The organism is Sphingobium chlorophenolicum, assembly GCF_000722875.1.
In the GTDB taxonomy this organism is placed as follows: Bacteria; Pseudomonadota; Alphaproteobacteria; order Sphingomonadales; family Sphingomonadaceae; genus Sphingobium; species Sphingobium chlorophenolicum.
The window spans coordinates 1-22,883 of sequence record NZ_JFHR01000025.1 but is presented as its reverse complement, the minus strand read 5'-3'; the positions used below and the strand labels follow the sequence as shown (position 1 = coordinate 22,883).

General features: G+C 64.1%; 23 protein-coding genes. 22 read left to right on the top strand and 1 reads right to left on the bottom strand.

The features are described from left to right. Window positions 1–2 precede the first annotated feature (2 nt). From BV95_RS11955 to BV95_RS11935, 6 genes are all read left to right on the top strand, one after another. A complete protein-coding gene (locus BV95_RS11955; protein ID WP_037451911.1) occupies window positions 3–1,493 on the top strand; it encodes a DNA cytosine methyltransferase in 1,491 nt (496 codons plus the stop codon). Beyond that, window positions 1,490–2,026: a hypothetical protein gene (locus BV95_RS11950; RefSeq protein WP_202901561.1), complete on the top strand. Its 537-nt coding sequence runs from the start codon at window positions 1,490–1,492 to the stop codon at window positions 2,024–2,026. Before BV95_RS11955 ends, BV95_RS11950 begins: the two co-directional genes overlap by 4 nt. Before the next feature lie 40 nt (window positions 2,027–2,066). Then, on the top strand, window positions 2,067–2,522 hold the full coding sequence (locus BV95_RS23050; RefSeq protein WP_081873362.1) for a very short patch repair endonuclease: 456 nt from the start codon (window positions 2,067–2,069) through the stop codon (window positions 2,520–2,522). Then, window positions 2,522–3,103 (top strand): hypothetical protein, encoded by a 582-nt coding sequence (locus BV95_RS11945; RefSeq protein ID WP_202901560.1) that lies wholly within the window; start codon window positions 2,522–2,524, stop codon window positions 3,101–3,103. The genes BV95_RS23050 and BV95_RS11945 overlap by 1 nt, the downstream gene beginning before the upstream one ends. A 99-nt stretch (window positions 3,104–3,202) precedes the next feature. Further along, window positions 3,203–4,951 carry a class I SAM-dependent methyltransferase gene (locus BV95_RS11940; RefSeq protein WP_162179745.1) on the top strand — a complete coding sequence of 583 codons (1,749 nt, stop codon included), beginning with the start codon at window positions 3,203–3,205 and terminating at the stop codon, window positions 4,949–4,951. Next, a complete protein-coding gene (locus tag BV95_RS11935; protein WP_037451908.1) occupies window positions 4,951–6,594 on the top strand; it encodes a hypothetical protein in 1,644 nt (547 codons plus the stop codon). Before BV95_RS11940 ends, BV95_RS11935 begins: the two co-directional genes overlap by 1 nt. A 102-nt stretch (window positions 6,595–6,696) precedes the next feature. Here the strand turns inward: BV95_RS11935 and BV95_RS11930 are convergent, their stop codons facing one another. Then, window positions 6,697–7,884 (bottom strand): Fic family protein, encoded by a 1,188-nt coding sequence (locus tag BV95_RS11930; protein ID WP_037451906.1) that lies wholly within the window; start codon window positions 7,882–7,884, stop codon window positions 6,697–6,699. Window positions 7,885–8,106: 222 nt separating this feature from the next. Here BV95_RS11930 and BV95_RS11925 point away from each other — a divergent pair, with 222 nt between their 5' ends. The 16 genes from BV95_RS11925 (at window position 8,107) to BV95_RS11850 (ending at window position 22,804) form a co-directional block, all read left to right on the top strand. After that, complete coding sequence (locus BV95_RS11925) at window positions 8,107–9,027, top strand: HEPN domain-containing protein (RefSeq protein WP_037451903.1); 921 nt, start codon at window positions 8,107–8,109, stop codon at window positions 9,025–9,027. A 342-nt stretch (window positions 9,028–9,369) separates the two neighbouring features. Next, window positions 9,370–11,394 carry a conjugal transfer protein TraG gene (locus BV95_RS11920; protein WP_037451900.1) on the top strand — a complete coding sequence of 675 codons (2,025 nt, stop codon included), beginning with the start codon at window positions 9,370–9,372 and terminating at the stop codon, window positions 11,392–11,394. Between the two features lie 7 nt (window positions 11,395–11,401). Continuing rightward, complete coding sequence (locus BV95_RS11915; RefSeq protein WP_037451897.1) at window positions 11,402–11,806, top strand: ribbon-helix-helix domain-containing protein; 405 nt, start codon at window positions 11,402–11,404, stop codon at window positions 11,804–11,806. Next, on the top strand, window positions 11,803–12,804 hold the full coding sequence (gene trbB, locus BV95_RS11910) for a P-type conjugative transfer ATPase TrbB (protein WP_051749740.1): 1,002 nt from the start codon (window positions 11,803–11,805) through the stop codon (window positions 12,802–12,804). Before BV95_RS11915 ends, trbB begins: the two co-directional genes overlap by 4 nt. Window position 12,805: 1 nt before the next feature. After that, the gene (locus BV95_RS11905; RefSeq protein WP_037451894.1) at window positions 12,806–13,141 is read left to right on the top strand and encodes a TrbC/VirB2 family type IV secretion system protein; all 336 of its coding nucleotides are present in this window, start codon (window positions 12,806–12,808) and stop codon (window positions 13,139–13,141) included. Beyond that, window positions 13,138–13,398, top strand: coding sequence for a VirB3 family type IV secretion system protein (locus BV95_RS11900; RefSeq protein ID WP_037451891.1), 261 nt, complete (start codon window positions 13,138–13,140; stop codon window positions 13,396–13,398). The genes BV95_RS11905 and BV95_RS11900 overlap by 4 nt, the downstream gene beginning before the upstream one ends. Next, the gene (gene trbE, locus BV95_RS11895; protein WP_037451888.1) at window positions 13,392–15,830 is read left to right on the top strand and encodes a conjugal transfer protein TrbE; all 2,439 of its coding nucleotides are present in this window, start codon (window positions 13,392–13,394) and stop codon (window positions 15,828–15,830) included. Before BV95_RS11900 ends, trbE begins: the two co-directional genes overlap by 7 nt. Before the next feature lie 6 nt (window positions 15,831–15,836). Then, window positions 15,837–16,583, top strand: coding sequence for a P-type conjugative transfer protein TrbJ (gene trbJ / locus BV95_RS11890; RefSeq protein WP_037451887.1), 747 nt, complete (start codon window positions 15,837–15,839; stop codon window positions 16,581–16,583). Window positions 16,584–16,690: 107 nt separating this feature from the next. Next, entirely contained in the window at window positions 16,691–17,980 is a 1,290-nt protein-coding gene (gene trbL / locus BV95_RS11885; RefSeq protein ID WP_037451885.1) for a P-type conjugative transfer protein TrbL, read from the top strand. After that, window positions 17,980–18,780 carry a conjugal transfer protein TrbF gene (gene trbF, locus BV95_RS11880; RefSeq protein WP_037451882.1) on the top strand — a complete coding sequence of 267 codons (801 nt, stop codon included), beginning with the start codon at window positions 17,980–17,982 and terminating at the stop codon, window positions 18,778–18,780. The genes trbL and trbF overlap by 1 nt, the downstream gene beginning before the upstream one ends. Continuing rightward, window positions 18,777–19,634 (top strand): P-type conjugative transfer protein TrbG, encoded by an 858-nt coding sequence (trbG, locus tag BV95_RS11875; protein WP_037451881.1) that lies wholly within the window; start codon window positions 18,777–18,779, stop codon window positions 19,632–19,634. Before trbF ends, trbG begins: the two co-directional genes overlap by 4 nt. After that, window positions 19,631–20,845: a TraB/TrbI/VirB10 family type IV secretion system protein gene (locus BV95_RS11870; RefSeq protein ID WP_037451879.1), complete on the top strand. Its 1,215-nt coding sequence runs from the start codon at window positions 19,631–19,633 to the stop codon at window positions 20,843–20,845. The genes trbG and BV95_RS11870 overlap by 4 nt, the downstream gene beginning before the upstream one ends. 9 nt (window positions 20,846–20,854) lie before the next feature. Beyond that, on the top strand, window positions 20,855–21,076 hold the full coding sequence (locus tag BV95_RS11865) for a DUF2274 domain-containing protein (RefSeq protein WP_037451877.1): 222 nt from the start codon (window positions 20,855–20,857) through the stop codon (window positions 21,074–21,076). Continuing rightward, window positions 21,073–21,720, top strand: coding sequence for a hypothetical protein (locus BV95_RS11860; protein WP_051749739.1), 648 nt, complete (start codon window positions 21,073–21,075; stop codon window positions 21,718–21,720). The genes BV95_RS11865 and BV95_RS11860 overlap by 4 nt, the downstream gene beginning before the upstream one ends. A 25-nt stretch (window positions 21,721–21,745) precedes the next feature. After that, window positions 21,746–21,982 (top strand): helix-turn-helix domain-containing protein, encoded by a 237-nt coding sequence (locus BV95_RS24870; protein WP_051749738.1) that lies wholly within the window; start codon window positions 21,746–21,748, stop codon window positions 21,980–21,982. A 471-nt stretch (window positions 21,983–22,453) separates the two neighbouring features. Next, the gene (locus BV95_RS11850) at window positions 22,454–22,804 is read left to right on the top strand and encodes an AbiEi antitoxin N-terminal domain-containing protein (protein ID WP_234703169.1); all 351 of its coding nucleotides are present in this window, start codon (window positions 22,454–22,456) and stop codon (window positions 22,802–22,804) included. Window positions 22,805–22,883 lie beyond the last annotated feature (79 nt).

Below are 22,883 nucleotides of genomic sequence, written 5' to 3'. Positions count from 1 at the left end.
CGATGGACGAACGCGCCATTCAGCAAAAGATCCAACGGCTGCGGAACGGCGGCCGATTACGCGTCCTTGATCTGTTCTCAGGCTGTGGCGGACTCTCACTCGGCTTTCATGCCGCAGGTTATGAGATCGCCGCCGCTGTGGAATTCGATGCCGATGCCGCGCGCTCGCACGGATTGAACTTTCACAAAGGCGAAACCCGACATTCCGTTGCGCGGGACATCACCCTTACCAGTCCGGAGCAACTGACCGGAGAGCTTGGGCTGGGTGAGGCGGTCTCGGCGTTCGACGTCATCGTCGGCGGTCCGCCCTGCCAGGCATTCGCGCGGGTCGGGCGATCGAAGCTGCGTGAGATCGCGGAGCACCCCGAGGCATTCCGGCACGATGCGCGCGCTCAACTATACATTGAATATCTCCACTATGTGGAGACGTGCGCGCCACTTGCCGTGGTCATCGAGAATGTCCCCGACATGCTCAACCATGGCGGTCACAATCTTGCGGCCGAGATCAGCGAGATCCTGACCGCTCGAGGCTATGTCTGTGCCTATTCGCTGCTCAATGCCGCGTTTTATGGCGTGCCGCAGATGCGCGAGCGGATGATCCTGATCGCAATCCGGCGAGAACTGGTGAACGACGTCCTGTTCCCGGCACCGAGCCACTGGATCGACCTTCCGGCCGGCTACTCAGGATCACGTGCAGTTGCGCTCAAGATCGCGCTTGCAGCGGATCGCGAGGGAGATGCCCTGTATCGTGCTGCGCCGGAGGCAACAGATGCGCTTCCTCCGGCGGTAACGGCACGGCAGGCAATCAGCGATCTTCCGACGATCGACGCACGCGCCCTGCTCAAGGCGGGTCTCCTCCGGCGGGGCACCCGTCGTTTCAATATCCCGCAGCCCTATACGGGCCAGGACCGCCAGACCGCCTATGCGAAGGCGATGCGGGAGTGGCCGGGCTTCGAGGGCGGTCCCGCAATCTATGACCATGTGATCCGCTATCTTCCCCGCGACTACGAGCTGTTCGCAGGGCTCAACCCTGGCGACCAGTATCCCGAGGCGCATCGTTATGCCCTGGCGCGGTTCGCGGAGGCGCTCGAGCGCCTGGAGGTGCCTCTCGATGAAGGCACCGAAGAATGGAATAAACTTAAAGCGTCGATCGTGCCGCCTTACGATCCCGGCAAATTCCCCAACAAATGGCGGAAGATGGAGGCCGATAGGCCAGCACGCACGCTTCTCGCGCATCTCGGCAAGGACGGCTACAGCCATATCCACTATGATAGCGCTCAGGCGCGCCCTATTTCCGTGCGTGACGCTGCGCGTCTTCAGTCTTTCCCCGATGGCTTCCGTCTCGCCGGCACGATGAACCCGGCTTTCCGACAGATTGGCAACGCGGTTCCGCCGCTGCTGGCGAAAGCCGTTGCGCTGAAGCTGAAGGAGCAACTGCTGGAGTGTGGTGCCCAGGTGCCTCGCGTCCGCACGGCTACCGGAGCGGGCGCTTGATGGCACCCCGCCGCCGCGAGATCATCGTCGTCCGCTCGCTGACCGACTCCGACCTCGGGCTGTTCAAGGAGCATCGGAAAAGCGCCACCAGCAAACAGCGGGCTATCGCCTTGACCACACCGGTCGCGAAGCAACTGCTCAGTCCGGAGCTGTTCGTTGCGGGCGGGATCGACATGGACTGCATCTGCGTCTTCGGAACCGTGAGCAATCGCGAGCCGCGTAATATCGGCAAGGTCGGGAAGAACTGGCGTCTTGGCGGTCACCAGCTCATCGGTCAGGAATTTGCGGAACTGGACAGCAAGGACTTCATGCTGCTCCGCTCGGTCGAGCAGAACGATGCTACGCGACCGGTGATGCTAACGTTCGTCGGGCGACGAGCGCAAAGCGTGATGCATGCCGGCGTGGTGGCAATCGTTAAGGACAAGCTACATCAGAGCGTCGCTATCTATCAGGAACGCTCGCCAGCGTTTGCAGGACTAGCGGCGCTTTTTCCGTCCGTACCGGCCGGGGTGGCGCTGAAGGCAGGAACCTGAGGCCGAGCGACGTCTCGCGCCAGATGGTATCGGGTTGAATATGGCTGACGTCCTCACTCCGGAACTCCGCCGGCTGAACATGAGCCGTGTGAGAGGTCGGGATACAAAACCCGAGATGATAATCCGCCGCGGCCTCCATGCGCGGGGGCTGCGTTTCCGGCTGCACCGTCGAGATCTGCCCGGCCGTCCGGATATTGTCCTGCCATCGAGGAAGACTGTGCTCTTCATTCATGGCTGCTTCTGGCACGGTCATGACTGCCCGCTGTTCAGAATGCCGGCGACCCGTCCAGATTTCTGGCGCCAGAAGATCACAGCAAACAGACTGCGCGACGCGACTGCAGTCACGGCACTTGGCGGTCTCGGATGGAGGGTTGGTGTTGTATGGGAATGCGCTCTGCGGGGCGCCCGGCGGCTTTCTACTGAGATCCTACTTGATCGGCTTGTGGATTTCATTGCGGGGTCGGAGCTGCTGATTGAGATCAGAGGAGAAAGGTGATGGGGGATGATGAGGGTAAGGGCAGGCGATCCCGCCGTCCGGCAAAGCAATCCGATGAGCAGTTAAACAGGCTGGCGGCACTCGACGCCGGCAATACTCTGGCTGTCACGCCCGATCTGTCCGCGATGGCCGATGCCGATCTGATCCGCCTGCGCGCCGCGCTCGACGTCGAGATGAAGCGGCGCAATCTGGCCGTTACGGTGGGCCAGATTGCAGAGCAGCTTGCAATCGGCTTTTTCAACGGGACGGCCGGGCGCCCCAATCTCCAGCTGGCGCCAACCGGGACGACCAATGTCGATGCGCTGTCGCGCAGAGGTGAGCGATATTCCATCAAGGGCGTGCTGAATGCCAAGAAGACCGGAACGATCTATCCGGATTCTGTAGACCGTGAGAAGCAGCTTTTTGAATTTCTCCTTGTCGTGAAGGTCGATCGCGAATGGTCTCTCGAAGCCATTTACGAGTTCGACTGGAAGACCTTCTGCGAGTGCCGCAGCTGGGACAGCCGCATGAATGCTTGGTATCTGGGCCTCGCGGCAAAGACCCTGGCCCGCGCGACTGCCTACCGCCCGAATGGCGCCTGACTGCATACACACGTGCTCCACCCCGCTCGGGCGGAGTGGTGTTTTCTTCCATCAGGATGTGAGGCGCTTATGCGGCGGCCGAGCGTGAGGAGCGACGATGTGATCGCGGTCTATGATGCGCAGGCAGCCGAGCTTGCGGACCGCTATGACCGGATCGGACTGCTCGAATCCTATGCGGGAATGAGCGAGCTGATCGCGCCGAGGGGCAACAGCCCGCTGGCGCTCGATGTCGGCGCAGGCTCGGGCCGGGACGCAGCATGGCTGGTGACCCAGGGCTATGAAGTGGTTGCGGTCGAGCCGGCCGCCGGCATGCGCGTGGAAGGGCAGCGGCGCCATCCGGCCCCCGGCATCCGCTGGCTTGACGACCGGATGCCGGGACTCGTTTCCGTGCACGGGATGGCCCTGGGCTTCGACCTGATCCTGGTGTCCGCAGTCTGGCAGCATGTCGCGCCGGCCGATCGCGCTCGTGCCTTTCGAAAGCTCATCACGTTGCTCAAGCCCGGCGGTCTAATGCTGATGACCCTGCGGCACGGTCCTGCACCGGCTGATCGGCCGATGCATCCAGTCTCTCTCAACGAGGTCGAAGGGCTGGCCCGGGTCAATGGCGTCGAAGTGCTGCGCGTGGTCGATAAGGACGACGTAATGGCGCGGAGCGATGTTCGTTGGACAATGGTCGCACTTCGCATGCCGGACGATGGGGCCGGCGCTTTGCCGCTGATCCGCGGCATCATCCTCGCTGATGACAAGTCGTCGACTTACAAGCTTGCCCTGCTGCGCGCGGTCGCGCGGATCGCCGAGCACGCACCGGCGACCGCGGTGCCGGCCGCCGACGATACCGATGCGATCGACATTCCGCTGGGTCTGGTCGCTCTGTTCTGGGTGCGAATGTATCTGCCGCTAGTGCGCGCGGGGCTACCACAGGCGCCGCGAAATAGCGGTCCCGACGGATTGGGTTTCGCCAAGACCGGCTTCCGGGCGCTGCTCGAACAGACGTTCGTGCCCCAGGAGCTACGGGTCGGCGCGACGTTCTCCGGCGACCGAGCTCGAAGCGTACACGCCGCGATCGGCGAAGCGGCGGCGACGATAGCGACGATGCCGGCTAATTTCATCCGCTTTCCGAATTCTGACCATCGCGTGTTCGGCGCGGTGAAGGCCCGCGCAGGCCGCGCTGCCGACCTGCTGCAGCTCGACATCGCTATCTTGTCCACCTGGGGACATCTTCGTGTTCCCGGTCATGTCTGGCGAGCGATGGCACGTCTCGGTGCCTGGATTGAGCCCGTCCTGATCGCCGAATGGACGCGTCTCATTCGGAATTATGGCGAGCGAATGGGTTGTCCGTCGCCAATAGGCCAAGCAGAGGCGGCGCTCGCGTGGGAGGAGCCGATCCGCGACACGACCCTCGGCCGTATGGCAGCGGAGAGGTTGTTCGCGGGCGCGGTCGAAGTCCGATGCGTCTGGTCAGGTAGCAGGCTTGGACTTGCGCGACTGGACATTGATCATTGCCTGCCCTGGACCGCCTGGCCTTGCGGCGATCTGTGGAATCTCATGCCGAGCGATCGGCGGATAAACCAGCATCAGAAACGTGACCGGCTGCCGTCGGCAGGCCTGTTGCTCGACGCCCGCGACCGGATTCTTGATTGGTGGGACAAAGCGTGGCTGTCAGATCCTGCGCTTAGCGGGCGTTTCTCGCGCGAAACGGCGGCGGCGCTACCTGTTGCTGATCCCGGCGATCCCGGACAAGTGTTCGCCGCGCTGGAATGGCGGCGCCTGCGTCTTCGCCAGGATCAGCGGGTTCCGGAGTGGCTTGGTGCAGGTTCACCATCAGCCGTTTCGATCCATACACCGTGATGACCGCCGAAAAGCGGTTGATCGTCCAGCGTGATCGCTATGTCACTGGCGTGCGGGAGAGCTGGCGGGGCTACGAGCGCGAGATGTTGATCTCGCTTGTGCGGGCGCTTGATATCGCCGCTTACATTCATCACTTCGCTGGGAGTCCCATCGACGGGGAGCCCGGCATACGGCTTCGCGGTGCCGCGACCGCACTGCGCCCACTTCTCGAGGCCGTCCGCAACCTACCCGGTCCAATCCCCTGGTTTCGGAGCAATCCACAATTGGCCCCGGCCTTCGATAAGCATCTTCTTGACTGCGGCCGTTTCTCAATTGCGATCCGCTTAGCCGCCATGGAGCGCTACGGGATGGCGACCGCGAGGATTGTCAGCGAAGATCGAATCCTGATTGAAGTGATCTCCGATACCGAGGAGTGTGCAGAGCTTGAGGCGCAACATGCTGCCGTTGGCCGGGCCTCTGCGGCAATGCGAACTCAATGGCCAACTTTGGCGGCCGAGCTTCCGGAAGTGCGGCGCAAGCTTACCCGCTACGGCCGGACGCACATGGGTTGGTTCATAGCCTATGACAACGACCAGTTCCTCGTTGATCATTACCGGGCGCAGGCGCGGATTCAGGCCGCCGGCGTGGTTGAAGCCGAAGCCCTACCGGCGAGCGGCATGATTGGAGGACGTGCATTCAGCGATTGGAGCGAGGCTTCGACCGCTGCCTATGGCACGGTACTGCACCACATCGACGCGGCTGGCCGACTACGCCAGCGCAAACCCAACCTGAACATGCGCGATCTGCTGACGATCTACGCTCGACGCGACGATATCGTCGAAGTGCTGGTCGAACGTGGCAATGATCACCTACGCGCGCAGCAGTTGATGGCAGGGCTGACGCTGGATGCGGAAGGCGCGGCCTCCAGCGAAGAGCGGCACGAAATTCCGCTTCCGTATTATATCGACGCTGGGGAGCATTTCGTTCTCCTACCAATGTTCGGCGGCCTGATGAATCCGCATGCCGGGTTGCTCGATTTTCTTCGCCGCACTTATCGCGGCGACTGGGACAGAATTGTCGATGGTCGCGAAAATGTCTTTCGTGAGGATCTGCGACGGCTTCTGCCTGAGCCCCGGTACAAAGTGCTCGAAAAGGGACTTAAGCTGCGTCGAAAAGACAAATCGACCCTGACCGACGCCGACGCAGTAGTCCTGGATCGCCAGACCGGCGTTGTCGTGTTCGTGCAGATGAAATGGTACGATGTTTACGGCTTCAACCTAGCAGAGCGCGACAGTCGTAGGGAGAACCTGCTGACGAAGGGCAACGAGTGGGTCGACAAGGTCCACAACTGGATCGATGGTCGCACCTGCGCGGAGATTTCGAGAACCTACGGTTGGGGCGAAGCCGCCGACTCTGCGCCCCAACTCTTGGTCATGGCGCGGCATTCCAGCCAGTTCGCTGGGGAGACACGATATGACACTCGCGCGTCGTGGACAAGTTGGCATGCATTGACCGAAGAAATGAACGACCCCGCCTGCGATGGGTTCGTTGCTGCGATTGCCCCGGGCCGAGGGCGCAAACTAAGTCGGGATAATCCTGACGACACATCGATCATCGAGATTCCCGGCATGACCGTCGAGGTTCGTACTGCCCGGCAAAGGTGAACTCCGTGAGTTTCGCCATTCCTCATAAGCTTGGAAGCGGGTCAAGCATCTCCGGACTCCGACATCTGCTATCCGAATCCGCTCGGGTGGTCTGACTAGACGTCACTCCACGGCTCGCGATTGCAACGGTTCCGTACCTTCGCTGAGGATTGCAAGATATCGGCGATATCCAAATACCCGTCCACGTCGTTTGCCCGTGATCTCATCGACTATGCCAAGGCGTTCGAGGTCTGCGAGCGCCGCGTTTACCGTCGGCGCCGACAGTCCCGTTCGTTCTACCAGATGGTTTGCAGTGAGAAACGGGTTCTGCTGGAAAAGGTCATGGACCCGCAATGCAGAACCGGGCCGATCGCTTTTGGCCGTGATGCGTTCGCGGTCCTCCTTGAACAGATCGACGATGCGGGTGGCAGCGTCGAAGGCTTGGTTGGCGGTGTCGGCTACGCCGGCGAGGAAAAAGTCGAGCCAGGCTTCCCACGCGCCGCGCTCGCGGACCTCCTGCAGTAGCCGATAATAGTCATTCCGGTGCGTTTTCAAATATAGGCTGAGATAAAGCAACGGCTTGCGCAGCACGCCGTTGACGCACAGGTACAACGTCACCAGCAACCTGCCGATGCGCCCGTTTCCGTCGAGGAAAGGATGGATCGTCTCGAACTGGACGTGGAGTAGACCCGCCTTGATGAGCGCCGGCAGCCGGGATTCCTCCTCGTGCATGAACCGCTCGAGAGCATCGAGACAGCCATCGAGTTCCGTGATCGGAGGCGGGATGAACAACGCGTTGCCGGGACGGGTGCCGCCGATCCAGTTCTGCGATCGGCGAAATTCGCCGGGGCTTTTGGTGCCGCCTCGACCGCTTTGCAGCAGGCGCTCGTGCATCTCGCGGATGAGGCGAAGCGAGAGCGGCATCTCCTCCAGCCGCTCAAGACCATACATCATGGCATCGACGTAGTTCGATACCTCGCGGATGTCGTCGATCAGCTGGCCGGCCTGCGCCTCGGTTTCGAAGCGAAGCAGGTCCGTGAGCGTCGATTGCGTGCCCTCGATCTGGGACGAAAGCACCGCTTCTTTCCTCACGTACATGTAAAGGAAGAGTTCCTGGCGTGGCAGCAGCATAGTGATGCCGTCGAGGCGACCCAAGGCGCGCTCCGCGAGGCTGAGCCGGTCGAGCAACGCCAGCACGTCGATAGGCGGTGCCGGCGGTAGCGGGGGCGGTACGAATGCCCTTACCACCTCGCCGGCGACGGGAGTCTCCACGAAGCGACCGAGCCGCGGATTCGATTCTGGATCGACCATGCAGGCCAATATGCACAGCACGCCTTATTTAAGCAATCAGCACTTCACTTAATTAGTAGATGAGCTAAGATAAGCGGGCTTAAATAAGGGAGGCGGGCCAGGGATGTGCGATCATGCGAGACATGCACGGGATGCCGTTCGTGCGTGACATGCGATCATCGGCGTACCCGTTGAGGTGGTCAAGCCTTGCCAAGTGCATGGTCTCTAGCGAGAATCGCTCCCGTGCGAAGTGACGTCGATCATCTACCCTCGGTTCAGCAAGGCGAACTGCATCGGGTGAAGCAAACGCTCATGGGCGAGTTTGCCGATGCTATCTCGCGCGCGAACCAGCCGTGGAAGAAGAACGGGCGCATCCTCAAAATCATCCTGTTCGGTAGTTATGCGCGGACCGACTGGGTGGACGAGCCGGCAAGCGGTTATCAGTCGGATTTCGATCTGCTCGTCATCGTCAGCCATCCGGATCTCACTGACGTGGCCGATTACTGGTATGTCGCCGAGGACAAGATCCTGCACGACACTGCGATCACGCGGCCGGTGAATATCATCGTCCACACCCTGGACGAGGTGAATCAGGCGCTGAGCCGAGGCGAGTATTTCTGGACCGACATCGCCCGCGACGGGATCGTGCTCTATGAGTTGCCGGGCAGCGCGCTCGCAACGCCCAAGCCGTTAACAGCCGCCGACGCCTATGAGATGGCAGGCAAGTATCTAGCCGAATGGTTGCCCAGCACCGATAGGGCATTAACGACAGCGCAAGAGCAGGCACTGAAAGGCGTCGACGACCTTGGCTGGCGCAAGGAGGCGGCGTTCTCGCTCCATCAAGCGACAGAACGGGCCTACATCTGCTACCTACTCGTCCGCACTCTGTATTTCCCGCGTTCGCACAACATCAAGTTTCTCCGTTCGCTCGCCGAGGACAGCAAACCGCAGCTGATCGAAGCCTGGCCGCGCACCACACGGATAGACCGCCGCCGCTTCGAACTACTCAAACGCGCCTACGTCGAAGCCCGCTATTCGGCGAGTTACGAGATCAGCAATGACGATCTGGACGCCTTGTCTCGATCAGTTCGGGCTCTTCGCGACATCGTCGAGACCGTCTCGCGCGAACGCCTTGAAATGCTTCGGAGCGACGCCGGCTTGTAAGCAGAGAAGCCCGCGTTGGATACCGAAGCCGGCAACGCATCAATGCGGAAGCTTGAAGCGGCACCAGCGACCAGATTGATATGTATAGAGCGTTGCGGGTCTCACGCACGTCGGTCACCGAAAATCGATCTCACCCTTGACCAAAGTGCGGCCGATCAACCTCGCATCGTCACGCTTTCGGACGGGAAAACAGGCCTGCCAGATGGCTATCGGCGTGACGCGTTAGCCGAAACGAGCCGGCCTGAACCTTTCAGCGCCCATCAGCGCCGTTCCGTTTTTCGAGCCTGTCACCGAGTCTGAATCCGCCCGAGCCGGTCCTGTCCGGCGGGCGGGAGCCTCGACGTGACACCCACCAAATTGCTCATTGGCCAGATCCTTGTCGTCTTCGCGATCGTGATCGCGGGCGTCTGGGCCGCGACGCAATGGGCGGCGGCAATGCTGGCCTATCAGCCCGAACTGGGGTCGCCATGGTTCCGGCTCGACGGCGTGCCGATCTACCATCCCTGGGCGCTGTTCCCATGGTGGTATCATTACGACGCCTATGCCCCGCATGTCTTCGATAGGGCGGGCATGTTCGCAGGCGCCAGCGGCTTCGTCGGCTGCGCCGCGGCAATCTTCGGCTCGCTGTGGCGCGCCCGCCAGTCCAGCAACGTCACCACTTACGGTTCCGCTCGCTGGGCAAGCCGCCGCGAGATTGAGCGCGCCGGACTGCATCGCGACGCCGGCGTCATGCTGGGCACACTTGGCGGCCGCTATCTGCGCCATGATGGCCCCGAGCATGTTATGGCGTTCGCGCCGACCCGTTCGGGCAAGGGCGTGGGCCTCGTCGTCCCGACCTTGCTCTCCTGGACGGGCTCGGCGGTCATTCACGACATCAAGGGCGAGAACTGGACGCTGACCGCCGGATGGCGCGCGCGGTTCTCGCACTGCCTGCTTTTCAACCCGACCGACGCCGCGTCGGCGCATTACAATCCGCTGCTCGAGGTTCGACGCGGCATCGACGAGGTGCGCGATGTCCAGAACATTGCGGATATCCTGGTCGATCCCGAGGGCGCGCTCGAACGCCGCAACCATTGGGAAAAGACCAGCCATTCGCTGCTGGTCGGCGCGATCCTCCACATCCTTTATGCCGAGGAAGAAAAGACGCTCGCGCGGGTCGCCACCTTCCTCTCCGATCCGCAGCGCAGCTTCGTCGCCACGCTCCGCCGGATGATGACAACCAATCATCTCGGCGATGACAAGAATCCCAAGGTCCACCCGGTCGTCGCCTCCGCCGCACGCGAACTGCTCAACAAGAGCGAGAACGAGCGCTCGGGCGTGTTGTCCACCGCCATGTCCTTCCTCGGCCTTTATCGCGATCCGACCGTCGCCGAGGTCACATCGCGGTGCGACTGGCGCATCGCCGACCTGATCGAGGCCGACCGGCCGCTGTCGCTCTATCTCGTCATCCCGCCCTCGGACATCAGCCGCACCAAGCCGCTGATCCGCCTCGTGCTCAACCAGATCGGCCGTCGCCTGACCGAGCGGCTGGACCAGCCCGGCACTTCCGCGCGCCGGCATCAGCTCCTGATGATGCTCGACGAGTTCCCGGCACTGGGCCGCCTCGATTTCTTCGAGACGAGCCTCGCCTTCATGGCCGGCTACGGCATCCGCGCCTTCCTGATCGCCCAAAGCCTCAACCAGATCGAGAAGGCCTATGGCGAGCACAACGCCATTCTCGACAACTGTCATGTCCGCGTCGCCTTTGCGACCAACGATGAGCGCACTGCCAAGCGCATTTCCGACGCGCTCGGCACCGCAACCGAGCAGCGCGCCATGCGCAACTATGCCGGCCACCGGCTCGCGCCTTGGCTCGCGCACGTCATGGTCAGCCGCCAGGAAACCGCCCGCCAGCTCCTGACGCCGGGCGAGGTCATGCAGCTTTCGCCCGACGAGGAACTCGTGCTCGTATCCGGGCTCGCGCCGATCCGCGCGCGCAAACTGCGCTATTTCCGCGACCGCAACTTCGTCGCGCGCGTGGCGCCGCCGCCGATGCTGGCGCACGGCCCCTATGCCGATTGCCCGAAGCTGCGAAGCGACGACTGGTCTGACCGGGTGCGCGGCATCGATGCCCGGCTGCATCAGGCCGAGGATGCCGCGGGTGGCGAGGACGATGGCGGCATGCAGCAGCAGCGCCATCCCGGCCTTCCCGAGCAGGTTTCAAGGGCAACCGACGCCGCCGAAACGCGCGATCCGCAGCTTGTGCCGGACGACGACGATGTCGCCGCTGACAAGCGCGCCATGGACCAGGCGCAGGGCCTGAGCGCCGTTGCCCGTGGCTATGCAATCAACGAGGGCGCCCACCGCGACCTCCTGCCCGGGCTGTGAGGCGGCGATGAAGATTCGCCAGAACCTCTATATCGACCGCGAGCTCGGCGATGCACTCGAGGCGCTCGCAGCCGGCAACCGCAGCAACAAGAGCCGGCTGGTCAACGACGCGCTGAAGGACTGGCTGGCGCGACGCGGGACCAGGGAAGTCGACGATCTCCTCAAGGTTCGCCTCGACAGGCTGTCGCGCGAACTCGACGGCGCACGGCGCGACATCGACGTCCTGCTGGAAAGCCTGTCGCTGTTCGTCCGCTACCAGCTGATGGTGACGGCGCCGCTGCCCGAGGCCGATGCCGCAGGCCGTGCCATCGGGCGCGACCGGTTCGAATCCTTCGTCGCCCAGGTCGGCCGCCAGATCGCCGGAGGCACGCGCACGCTGGCGACGCCCGAAACGAAGGGAGGCAGGCCATGATGCCGACCGGACCCGATACCGTTTCCGCGGATCGCCGCCGCGCCATGCTGCGTACCGCGATGGGGCCGGCGATCGCTGCCGCGCTCTCCGATCCGCGCGTCATTGAGATCATTGTCAATCCCGACGGGGCGCTCCGCGTCGATATCCTCGGCGAAGGCCGGGTCGATACCGACGTGAAACTCGATGCACCCCAGGTCGAGCGGATCATCCGGCTGGTGGCGTCGCACGCCCGTGCCGAGGTTCATGGCGAGCGCCCGATCGTCTCGGCCGAGCTGCCGCCGCATGGGCAAGGTGCGGGCGAACGCTTCGAAGGCATTCTTCCGCCGGTCTCGACCGCGCCGTGTTTCTCGATCCGCAAGCCGGCGGCACGCGTCTACACGCTCATGGACTATGTAGCCGACGGCATCATGCCGGCGGAAACCGCGCGCCTGCTCTCCCTCGCGGTGGTCGATCGGCGGAACATACTGATCGCCGGCGGGACCAGTTCGGGCAAGACGACGCTTGCCAATGCGCTGCTCGCCGAGATGGCGCATCTCGATGAGCGGGTCATTCTGATCGAGGATACCCGCGAGCTGCAGTCGCCCGCCCGCGACACGGTCGCACTCAGGACGAGGGCGGGCGCCGTCACGATGGGCGACCTGGTGCGCTCGACCCTTCGTCTTCGGCCCGACCGCATCATCGTCGGAGAGGTTCGCGGCGGCGAGGCGCTCGACATGCTGAAGGCCTGGAACACCGGCCATCCCGGCGGGATCGCGACCGTCCACGCCAACAGCGCGTCTTCCGCGCTCTACCGGATCGAGCAGCTCATCCAGGAAGCCGTGATCACCGTGCCGCGCCGCCTGGTCGCCGAGGCGATCGACATGATCGTCTTCATCGCCGGCCGCGGCACAGCACGGCGCATCGAGACGATTGCCCGCGTCGCGGGCCTCGACCCCGATGGCGCCTACGCCGTCGTCGATCTCTCCCCAACCCTGACCACCGACTTCGAAGGAGACTGACATGCGCACATTTCGCATTCCCAACCGCGACCGCTTTTTCCTGACCGGGCTGATGCTCGGCCTTTCGCTCACCCTGACCGGCACCGCCCAGGCCAGCGGTTCCGGCATGCCGTGGGAACAGCCGCTCCAGCAGGTGCTGGAATCGGTGCAGGGACCGGTCGCCAAGATCGTCGCGGTGATCATCATCATCGTGACCGGGCTGACGCTGGCCTTCGGCGAGACGGCCGGCGGGTTTCGGCGGCTGATCCAGATCATCTTCGGCCTCTCGATCGCCTTCGCCGCCTCGAGCTTCTTCCTGTCCTTCTTCAGCTTTGGCGGCGGAGCGCTCGTCGCATGAGCCACATCGAGGGCTTCGAGGCGCCGATCCACGCCAGCCTGGGATCGCCGATCCTGCTCGGCGGCGCGCCGCGCGGCATTGCGATCGTCAACGGCACGATTGCGGCGGCGGTCGGCCTGGGCCTCCAGCAGTGGCTGGTCGGGATCGCGCTATGGGCGGTGGGTCACAGCGTCGCGGTGTTCGCCGCGCGCCGCGATCCCGATTTCGCGCCCGTGCTGCTCCGCCACCTGCGCCAGAAGGGATATCTGGCGTGCTGAGCCTCGCCGAATATCGGCCGCGCGCCGACCGGCTCGCCGATCACCTGCCCTGGGCGGCGCTGGTCGCGCCGGGCGTCGTCCTCAACAAGGACGGCAGCTTCCAACGCAGCTTCGCCTTCCGCGGTCCCGACCTGGAGAGCGCGACCGAAGCCGAACTCGTCTCGGCCTGCGCGCGCGCCAATAACGTGCTCAAGCGGCTCGGTACGGGCTGGGCGCTGTTCTTCGAGGCCGAGCGGCGCGAGGCGCTGGGCTATCCGGAGAGCGTCTTTCCCGACGCCGCATCCTGGCTGGTCGACCAGGAAAGGCGTGCCGCGTTCGAAGCCGAGGGCCAGCATTTCGAGAGCATCTATCATGGCACGCTGGCATGGCTGCCGCCCGCCGACTCCAGCGACGCTGCCGGACGAACACTGGTCGAACGGCCTGACGACGCGCAAGGCCGCGACTGGCATGCGAGCCTAGCCGGCTTCATCGCCGAAACCGATCGCGTGCTCGATCTTCTCTCCGGCTTCATGCCGGAAGTGCATGCGCTGGGCGACGCGGAAACGCTAACCTATCTCCATGCGACGGTTTCCGACCGCCGCCACCTGGTCGCCGTGCCCGAGACGCCGATCTATCTGGATGCGTTGCTCGCCGACACAGCTCTGGTCGGCGGCCTCGAACCCCGGCTCGGGCATGTCCACCTTCGCACGCTGACGGTGCTGGGATTCCCCAACCTGAGCCGGCCCGGAGTCCTCGATACGCTCAACCATCAGGATTTCGGCTATCGCTGGGTCACCCGCTTCATCGCGCTCGACAAGACCGATGCGACCAAGGCGCTGACAAAGATCAGGCGGCAATGGTTCAACAAACGCAAGTCGATCACCGCGCTGCTGCGCGAGGTGATGTACAACCAGCCGGTCCAGCTCCTCGATACCGACGCGGACAACAAGGTGGTCGATGCCGACCTGGCGCTGCAGGCGCTCGGCGGCGATCATGTTGCCTTCGGCTATCTGACCACCACAATCACCGTCGCCGATGCCGATCGAGCGCGGGTGGAAGACAAGGTCCGCGCGGTCGAGCGGATCGTCAACGGCCTCGGCTTCACCTGCGTGCGCGAAAGCCTGAACGCGGTCGAGGCCTGGCTGTCCTCGCTGCCGGGCCAGGCCTACGCCAATGTCCGCCAGCCGCTGGTCCATACCCTCAACCTTGCCCATCTCATGCCGCTGTCCTCAGTCTGGGCAGGGCCGGCGGGCAACCGCCATCTGGCCGGGCCGCCGCTATTCCATGCCCAGACCAGCGGGTCGACGCCATTCCGCTTCTCGACCCATGTCGGCGATGTCGGGCACATGCTCGTCGTCGGTCCGACCGGCGCCGGCAAGTCGGTACTGCTCGCCCTGATCGCGCTGCAGTTCCGGCGCTACGCGAGAGGCCAGGTCTATGTCTTCGACAAGGGCTTCTCGGCGCGCGCGGCAGTTCTGGCGATGGGCGGCGCACACCATGCCCTCGGGCTCGGCGTAGACAGCGGCGAAACCCTCGCGTTCCAGCCACTGCGCCAGATCGATTTGCCAAGCGAACGTAGCTGGGCGGCGGAATGGATCGCGGCGCTGCTGGCGCACGAGAAGGTCACGGTCACGCCCGAGGTCAAGGACGCCGTGTGGTCGGCGCTCGGCAGCCTCGCCTCGGCACCACCCCAGGAGCGCACGCTGACTGGACTCGCCATGCTGCTCCAGTCGAACGCGCTCCGTACCGCGCTGACGGCCTATACGCTCGACGGAGCCTATGGCCGCCTCCTCGACGCAGCCGAGCAGAATCTCGCGCTGGCCGACGTCCAGTGCTTCGAGACCGAGGCGCTGATGGGGCAATCCGGAGTGGTCGCCCCGGTGCTGACCTACCTCTTCCATCGGCTTGAGGAACGCTTCGACGGCCGGCCGACCCTGCTGGTGCTCGACGAGGCCTGGATATTCCTCGACCATCCGCTCTTTGCCGCGCGCATCCGCGAATGGCTGAAGACGCTCCGCAAGAAGAACGTCGCGGTGCTGTTCGCGACGCAAAGTCTCGCCGATATCGCCGACAGCAGCATTGCACCGGCCATCATCGAAAGCTGCCCGCAACGCATCCTGCTCCCCAACGACCGGGCCATCGAACCCCAGTCCCGTGCTGCCTACGAGCGGTTCGGCCTCAACGACCGCCAGATCGAGCTGGTCAGTCGCGCCACCCCCAAGCGGCATTATTATCTGCAATCCGCACGCGGCAACCGCCTGTTCGAACTGGGCCTGGGTCCGATTGCGCTGGCGCTATGCGGTGCCTCCTATCCGGCGACGCAGGCGCGCATCGACGCGCTGCTGGCCGAGCACGGCGCCGAGGATTTCGCATCCCGCTTCCTCGATGGAGCCGGCCTCGACTGGGCCGCCAACCTCCTCGCCGATTTTCCCGTCCCCCAAGCCAAGGAGTAAAGTGTGATGCCTGTCCCCACCCGTAAACATCTGGTCGCGACCGTGCTGGGCTTGGGCGCCCTCAGCCCGCTCGCCGGTGCGTTGGTCGTGCCGAGCACGCCCGCCCACGCGCAGTTCACCGTGTTCGATCCGAGCAACTATAGCCAGAACTTGCTCACCGCCGCGCGGACGTTGACCCAGATAAACAACCAGATCCAGTCGCTCCAGAACGAAGCCCAGATGCTGATCAACCAGGCGAAGAACCTCACGCGTATCGACTTCCCACAGCTCCAGCAGCTTACGCAGAACCTGCAGGCGATCGACCGGCTGATGGCACAGGCCCAGGGAATCGATTTCCGGATCGACGGCCTTGACCAACAATTCGGCCGCCTGTTCCCCAATGACTTCAACCAGGCGCTGACCACCAACCAGCGCGTGATCGATGCGGCGACCCGGCTCGATGCCGCAAAGGCGGCCTTCCGGCAGACCATGGGCGTCCAGTCCCAGGTCGTCGCCAACGTCCAGGCCGACGCCGGCACGCTGGGCGAAATCGTTGCGAAGAGCCAGGGTGCGGAAGGGGCGCTCCAGGCGCAGCAGGCAACCAATCAGCTCCTGGCGCTAACGGCCAAGCAGCAACTCCAGATCCAGAACCTGATGGCTGCCCAATATCGCGCCGAGGCCACGGAAGCGGCCCGCCGCGCGCAGGCCGAGGCCGAAGGACGCGCCGCCACGAAGAAGTTTCTCGGTACCGGCACCGCCTACACGCCCCAGTAGTCGGACGCCGGCCAGGCGGCGGCGGCATCGCCTCCCGCCGCCGTCGCCGCGGGGCACGCGTAGCTCCCCAGCGCGCCCCGCGGCACCCCTCCTGTCGGAAGAATCATGTGAACGACCTCAGCGTCATCGACCGGTTCATGCAGGCCTTCATCCGCTACATCGACAGCGGGTTCGGGCTGCTGGGCGGCGACGTCCACTTCCTGACGACAACGCTGATCGGCATCGACATCACGCTCGCCGGCCTGTTCTGGGCGATGGGCGGTGATGACAATGTCATCGGCCGCTTCCTCAGGAAGATCCTCTATATCGGGGCGTTCGCGTTCATCCTGAACAGCTTCTCGACGCTCGCCGACATCATCTTCAAGTCGTTCACGCAGGCCGGACTCACCGCCGGCGGCGGAACCCTGTCGGCAGATGATCTGCTGAGGCCCGGCCGGGTCGCCTCGACCGGCTTCTCCGCCGCCTGGCCGCTGCTCGAACAGGCGTCGAGCATGATGGGGTTCGTCAGCTTCTTCGAGAATTTCCTGACGATCGTGGTGCTGCTGTTCGCATGGGCGATCGTCATCCTCGCCTTCTTCATCCTTGCCGTGCAGATGTTCGTCACGATCATCGAGTTCAAATTGACCTCGCTGGCCGGCTTCATCCTCGTGCCGTTCGCGCTGTGGAACCGGACGAGCTTCCTGGCCGAACGCGTGCTCGGTAATGTCGTCTCGTCGGGGATCAAGGTGATGGTGCTCGCCGTCATCGTCGGCATCGGCTCCAATTTCTTCGCCGAGTTCACGACCTCGATGCAGGGGCAGGAGCCCGATCTCGGCGCCGCGATGAGCCTGGCGCTCGGGGCGCTCTCGCTGTTCGGCCTCGGGATTTTCGGTCCGGGCATCGCATCGGGTCTAGTTGCAGGTGCGCCCCAGCTCGGCGCTGGCGCCGCGCTCGGTACGGCCGTTGGCGCGGCAGGCGTCACCATGCTCGCGGGCGGCGCCACGATGGGCGCTGCGCGCGCGATCGGCGGCAGTGCATTGGGCGCAATCCGTGCCGGCACGTCGATGGGATCGGCTGCGTCGACCGCAGCGCAGCTCGGCCGCGAGACTGGCGGCTCGAGCATCGGCGGCATGGCTGCCGCAGCCAAGGGCGCTGCGGCACAGAAGATGGAAAGTACCCTCGGCCTGGGCGCTGCCGCCGATCGAGGCCGTAACGCGGCCTGGTCCGCACTCAATCGAACGTCGGGCTTGTCCGCCAATAGCGCCGGCGAAGCTGCCGACGGAGCGCCCACCTGGGCTCGGTCGATGCGCGCCCAGCAGAACGCTCGCCACCACCGCCAAATCGCATTGCACACGCTCCAGCAGGGCGACCGCGGCGGCGCCTCCGCCACTCCCGACATCAAGGAAAGGGACGACTGATGATCTTCAAGCGCGCCGTTCAGCGCTATGGACGGACACCACAGCCCGAAACCCCGTATCAACGCGCCGGCCAGCTCTGGGACGAGCGCATCGGATCGGCCCGCGTCCAGGCCCGCAACTGGCGGCTAATGGCGTTCGGCACGCTGACGCTCACCTGCGCCATGTCGGGAGCGCTCATCTGGCAGTCGCTCCAGAGCCGGGTCACACCCTATGTCGTCGAGGTCGATCGCCTCGGTGAAGCCCGGGCAGTGACCGAAGCGGAAGCGGGATACAAACCCACCGATCCGCAGGTTGCTTGGCATCTGGCGAAGTTCATCGAAAATGTTCGCGGCATCTCGCTCGATCCGGTGCTGATGCGCCGCGACTGGCTGTCGGCCTATGGCTTCGTGACGGATCGCGGCGCTCGCTTCCTCGACGACTATGCCCGCGCTGCCGATCCCTTCACCCGGATCGGCGAACGGACGGTCTCGGTCCAGGTGACCAGCGTCGTTCGCGCCTCCGACCGATCATTCCAGGTTAAATGGACCGAAACCGCCCACGAGCGCGGCAGCGAGGCGGGATCGGCCCACTGGACCGGCATCCTGACCATCGTCACGAAACCCCCGGTTTCGGCCGACACGCTCCGCAGAAACCCTCTTGGGATCTACGTCGATGCCATCGACTGGAGCCGCGAACTCGAGGCCCCGGCGACAACCGCCGCGCCGCGGATGCCATCACGTCCGAGCAATCTCCCGCTTGGTTCGCCGCTCGATCCGAACCTCGCTGCCCAACCCACCGTCAAACCGGAGACACAGCCATGATCCGCTCCCTTGCAGCGCCAATGCTGCTTGCACCCTGCCTTTCCCTCGCCGCGCAACCTGTTTGGGCGTCGTCCCAGTCCAATGGCACCGCGCACCAGGCGACCGTCGCGACCGCCAACCGACTGGCGACGATGGAGCCGGCCGCGCAGGGGTTCCTGAATGCCGTGCAGGTCTATCCCTTCGCGGATGGCGCGATCTACCATGTCATCACCGCGCCCGAGCGGGTGACGGACATTGCGCTCCAGCCAGGCGAGACGCTCGTGGCCGTGGCGAGCGGCGACACGGTGCGCTGGGTGATCGGCGATACCACCAGCGGATCGGGCACCGAAAAGCGGACGCATGTGCTGGTCAAGCCGTTCAGCGCCGGCCTCGCCACCAACCTCGTGATCACCACCGACCGGCGCAGCTATCACATCGCGCTGACCAGCATCCCCCGAACGGCGATGGCCGCGCTGTCATGGACCTATCCGCAGGATGCACTGATCGCCTTGAAGCGCGCCGCTGCTGCGGCCGAAGCGGCGGCACCGGTCGCCGCCGGGATCGCGGTCGAGCAGCTTCATTTCAACTACGCCGTGTCGGGCGACAGGCCCGTCTGGCGACCGCTGCGCGCATTCGACGACGGGCGGCAGACCTTCATCGAATTTCCCGCCACGCTTGCTGTCGGCGAGGCGCCGCCGATCTTCCTGCTGGACCGCAAAGGCGAGGCCCAACTCGTCAACTATCGGGTGAAGGGCCGGTTCTATGTGGTCGACCGCATCTTCGACATCGCCGAACTTCGCCTCGGCACGAAGCACCAGCAGATCGTCCGCATCAGCCGGGTGGCGGACGGTGCACGCGCGCGGAGGGGATCATGAGTGGCGAGGAAGATCGGCCGGAGACCGACGTCCGCGCCGCACAGGCCAAGGTGGACCCGGAAACGCTCGCGCTGCGCGCCCAGCCGGTCCGGGCGATCAGGTTCAAGCGAGGTGCGATCGTTGGAATCGCGGCGCTCGGGTCTGCCGGTCTGGTCGCGACCGCCTGGATCGCGTTGCGGCCCGCAGCGCTGCATTTGGCGGGCCAGGCCGACGACCAGACGATTGCCGCCAAGCCGCCCGCCGATACGCTGGGTGCGCTTCCCGGCAGCTATGCTGACGTGCCGAAACTCGGTCCCGCCCTGCCGGGCGATCTGGGCCGGCCAATCCTCGACCACCAGCGGGCAATGGCGACGGAAACTACCGGAGGGGACGCTGCTCGCGCCGATCAGGCCGCGGCTACCGAACGTGATCGCCGAGCCGCGGAGCTGAGGGTGGCTCGGGAATCAGGTCTACTGGTGCAGTCCGGCAACCGTGCCGGTCCCGCTGTCAACGCGGAAGCGCCCCAAACCTCGCCCCCAGCGGCAGCCGACACTGCGAGGCTTGCCATCGATCCCGATCGCGACCCCAATGCACAGCAGCGCAAAGCCGACTTCGTCGCTGCGCGCGACAATGGCGGCGACGTCAATGCCGGCCGGCTCACCCCGCCGGCATCGCCCAACATGCTGTCGGCCGGCAGCCTCATAGCCGCGAGCCTGATCACGGGCCTCAGGTCCGACCTGCCCGGTCTTATCATCGCCCAGGTGACCGAGCGTGTGTTCGACAGCGCGACGGGCAGGATCCTGCTCATCCCGCAAGGTGCGCGGCTGATCGGCAGCTACGACAGCGTGGTGGCCTTCGGCCAGCGGCGCGCGCTGATTGTCTGGCAGCGAATCATCCTACCGGACGGCAGCTCGGTCCGGCTCGACAATGTACCGGCGACCGACCCGGCGGGCTATGCGGGTCTCGCGGATAAAGTGGATTTCCACACCTGGACGCTGCTCAAGGGCGTCGCGATTTCGACATTGCTTGGCGTGGGCGCGAACCTGACCTTCTCCGGCGAAAGCGACCTCGTCCAGGCGATCCGGGAATCCACCCAGCAGAATGTGTCGCGCGCCGGCGATCAAATCACGTCCCGCAATCTGCAGATACAGCCGACCATCACGATCCGGCCTGGCGCGCCGGTACGGCTGATTGTGCACCGCGATCTCATACTCGCACCGTGGCGCGGTTAGGAGGAACACATGCCGGAACTCAAGCTTCCCAAGCTGCCGGACAGGACGTCGATCAAGCTGTCCATCACCGTCACGCCAGACCTGCATCAGATGCTGCAGGACTATGCCGCGCTCTATGCAGAATCCTATGGGCGCGAAGAGCCGATTGCAGAACTCATTCCAGCAATGCTGGCCGCATTCCTCGAAAGCGACCGGGCCTTCCTGCGCTCGCGGCGTGTCCCGGTGCGATGATGATCGCCTACGCTTCCCGCACCGGGACACGCCGCAATCTGGACGCCTTGCGTGCCGCCGGATGGCGGCTGATGGTATCGGCACGCGGTGTCCTTCGCACTGAAGGATTCCGCTATGCGCTCGACAACGGCGCGTGGACCTCGTTCCAGCGTGGCGAGCCCTTTCATGTCGCCGCGTTCGAGAGGGCCGTTGCGCGGCTTGGAGCGGATGCCGACTGGATCGTGGTGCCCGACATCGTCATGGGCGGTCTCGCCTCTCTGCAATTCTCGCGTGGTTGGCTCGACCGGCTTCGGCGTCGTCGCACACTGTCTGGCGCGACCTTCCTGATCGCAGTCCAGAACGGCATGAAGCCCGGGCATGTTCGCAGTCTGCTAGGCCCGCAAGAAGGGGTTTTCGTCGGCGGCGACACGCGCTGGAAGCTGGCGACCATGACCCAGTGGGCGCGCGTTGCGCACGCGCACGGTGCGATCTGCCATGTCGGACGGGTCAACAGTGCGCGCCGCATCAGCCTGTGCGCGGCGGCCGACATCGACAGTTTCGATGGGTCGGGCGTCTCGCGCTTCGCATCCGCTCTGCCGCCACTCGACCTTGCCCGGCGGCAGGGTGACGTCGAGGGCTGGCTGGCGCGAAGGATCCTGCGATGATTGCCATCTGCTCACGGCCGAGATCATGACGAGGGGCTCAACCATAGATGAGCGGCGGCAGGCGACGCGGGAGGCGCTCGCTGCCCAGCAGGCATTGCCGACCGAGCCGATCAGCGTGCGGGTCTCCATGGCAGTGAAACTCACCGGCATCGGCCGATCGACGCTTTACGAATTGATCAAGTCCGGTGAGATCGAAACGGTCAAGATCGGGCGGTCGACGTTCATCCCATATCGCTGCCTGAAGCGACTTATCGGAGATTGATGAAGCACGCCGACGAACGGCTGCTTGTTTTTGTCTGGATGCGACACTCGCGGTGCATCCGGTGATCGAGATCGGAAATGGAGTAGATTCCGGCGCATTCATTGCGACACAGCACGATACGTGATGGCAGGCGCCAGGGCAGCGGGGCTGGCGATCACGTGACAGATCTTCCGAGAGAACCAGAACATCCCAAGGGTTCGTCACAAGGCAGTCGTCAAACGAGCGACCTTTCATATCTTCCCGATCGGGAATTTTTCTGCCCTCATCAGCCCATTTCCAAGCCAATCTTCCCGTTCGGGAATATGAGCAGTCACGCGTTCGGCACACTCATTCGGGAGAACGCGTGAAACGCCTTCTCGTCAAAGCCGGATGATGCGGAACCCGACCGGCAAAAGGCGGGGGCGAATTTTCGCTTGATGGCATTGAAAATTATTCCATAAATATACTGTGAGCTCATTACGGTCAGAGAAATTGAGGTCTCTGCTCGATGCTTGGGAGCCCCGCAGCGTCGCGACCACTGCCTATCTCAAGACCCTCGGCATAACGCCGCAGGATCTTCAGAATTACACGTCATCACGCTGGCTAATGTCGCTCGGCCGAGGCGCCTTCAAGCGCCCGAAGGAGACGGTGACCTGGCAGGGCGCGCTGCACGGCCTGCAATCCCAGTTGCGGTTGCCTGTCCGTGTGGGGGCGCTGACCGCGCTCGAGATGTGGGGCAACAACCATTATGTGCGGTTCACTGCCACGCGGGCCTGTCTGCTTTCGCCGCTCAACGTAAGCGGTAAAAATCCCCCACATTTTCATGATTTGGCGATCTGGTAGATGGTGATCCTTGCATTTGCGAGGTGACGATGAGTGACAATGTCGAAACCAGTTTCGAAACTGAAAGGGGTGAGAGGAC

What these genes read in the sequence shown, in the direction of transcription:
- BV95_RS11955 (WP_037451911.1), top strand. Translation starts at nt 3, where the DNA reads ATGGACGAACGCGCCATTCAGCAAAAGATCCAACGGCTGCGGAACGGC.
- BV95_RS23050 (WP_081873362.1), top strand. Translation starts at nt 2,067, where the DNA reads ATGGCTGACGTCCTCACTCCGGAACTCCGCCGGCTGAACATGAGCCGT.
- BV95_RS11945 (WP_202901560.1), top strand. Translation starts at nt 2,522, where the DNA reads ATGGGGGATGATGAGGGTAAGGGCAGGCGATCCCGCCGTCCGGCAAAG.
- BV95_RS11935 (WP_037451908.1), top strand. Translation starts at nt 4,951, where the DNA reads ATGACCGCCGAAAAGCGGTTGATCGTCCAGCGTGATCGCTATGTCACT.
- BV95_RS11930 (WP_037451906.1), bottom strand. Translation starts at nt 7,884, where the DNA reads ATGGTCGATCCAGAATCGAATCCGCGGCTCGGTCGCTTCGTGGAGACT.
- BV95_RS11915 (WP_037451897.1), top strand. Translation starts at nt 11,402, where the DNA reads ATGAAGATTCGCCAGAACCTCTATATCGACCGCGAGCTCGGCGATGCA.
- trbB (WP_051749740.1), top strand. Translation starts at nt 11,803, where the DNA reads ATGATGCCGACCGGACCCGATACCGTTTCCGCGGATCGCCGCCGCGCC.
- BV95_RS11905 (WP_037451894.1), top strand. Translation starts at nt 12,806, where the DNA reads ATGCGCACATTTCGCATTCCCAACCGCGACCGCTTTTTCCTGACCGGG.
- BV95_RS11900 (WP_037451891.1), top strand. Translation starts at nt 13,138, where the DNA reads ATGAGCCACATCGAGGGCTTCGAGGCGCCGATCCACGCCAGCCTGGGA.
- trbJ (WP_037451887.1), top strand. Translation starts at nt 15,837, where the DNA reads ATGCCTGTCCCCACCCGTAAACATCTGGTCGCGACCGTGCTGGGCTTG.
- trbF (WP_037451882.1), top strand. Translation starts at nt 17,980, where the DNA reads ATGATCTTCAAGCGCGCCGTTCAGCGCTATGGACGGACACCACAGCCC.
- trbG (WP_037451881.1), top strand. Translation starts at nt 18,777, where the DNA reads ATGATCCGCTCCCTTGCAGCGCCAATGCTGCTTGCACCCTGCCTTTCC.
- BV95_RS11870 (WP_037451879.1), top strand. Translation starts at nt 19,631, where the DNA reads ATGAGTGGCGAGGAAGATCGGCCGGAGACCGACGTCCGCGCCGCACAG.
- BV95_RS11865 (WP_037451877.1), top strand. Translation starts at nt 20,855, where the DNA reads ATGCCGGAACTCAAGCTTCCCAAGCTGCCGGACAGGACGTCGATCAAG.
- BV95_RS11860 (WP_051749739.1), top strand. Translation starts at nt 21,073, where the DNA reads ATGATGATCGCCTACGCTTCCCGCACCGGGACACGCCGCAATCTGGAC.
- BV95_RS24870 (WP_051749738.1), top strand. Translation starts at nt 21,746, where the DNA reads ATGACGAGGGGCTCAACCATAGATGAGCGGCGGCAGGCGACGCGGGAG.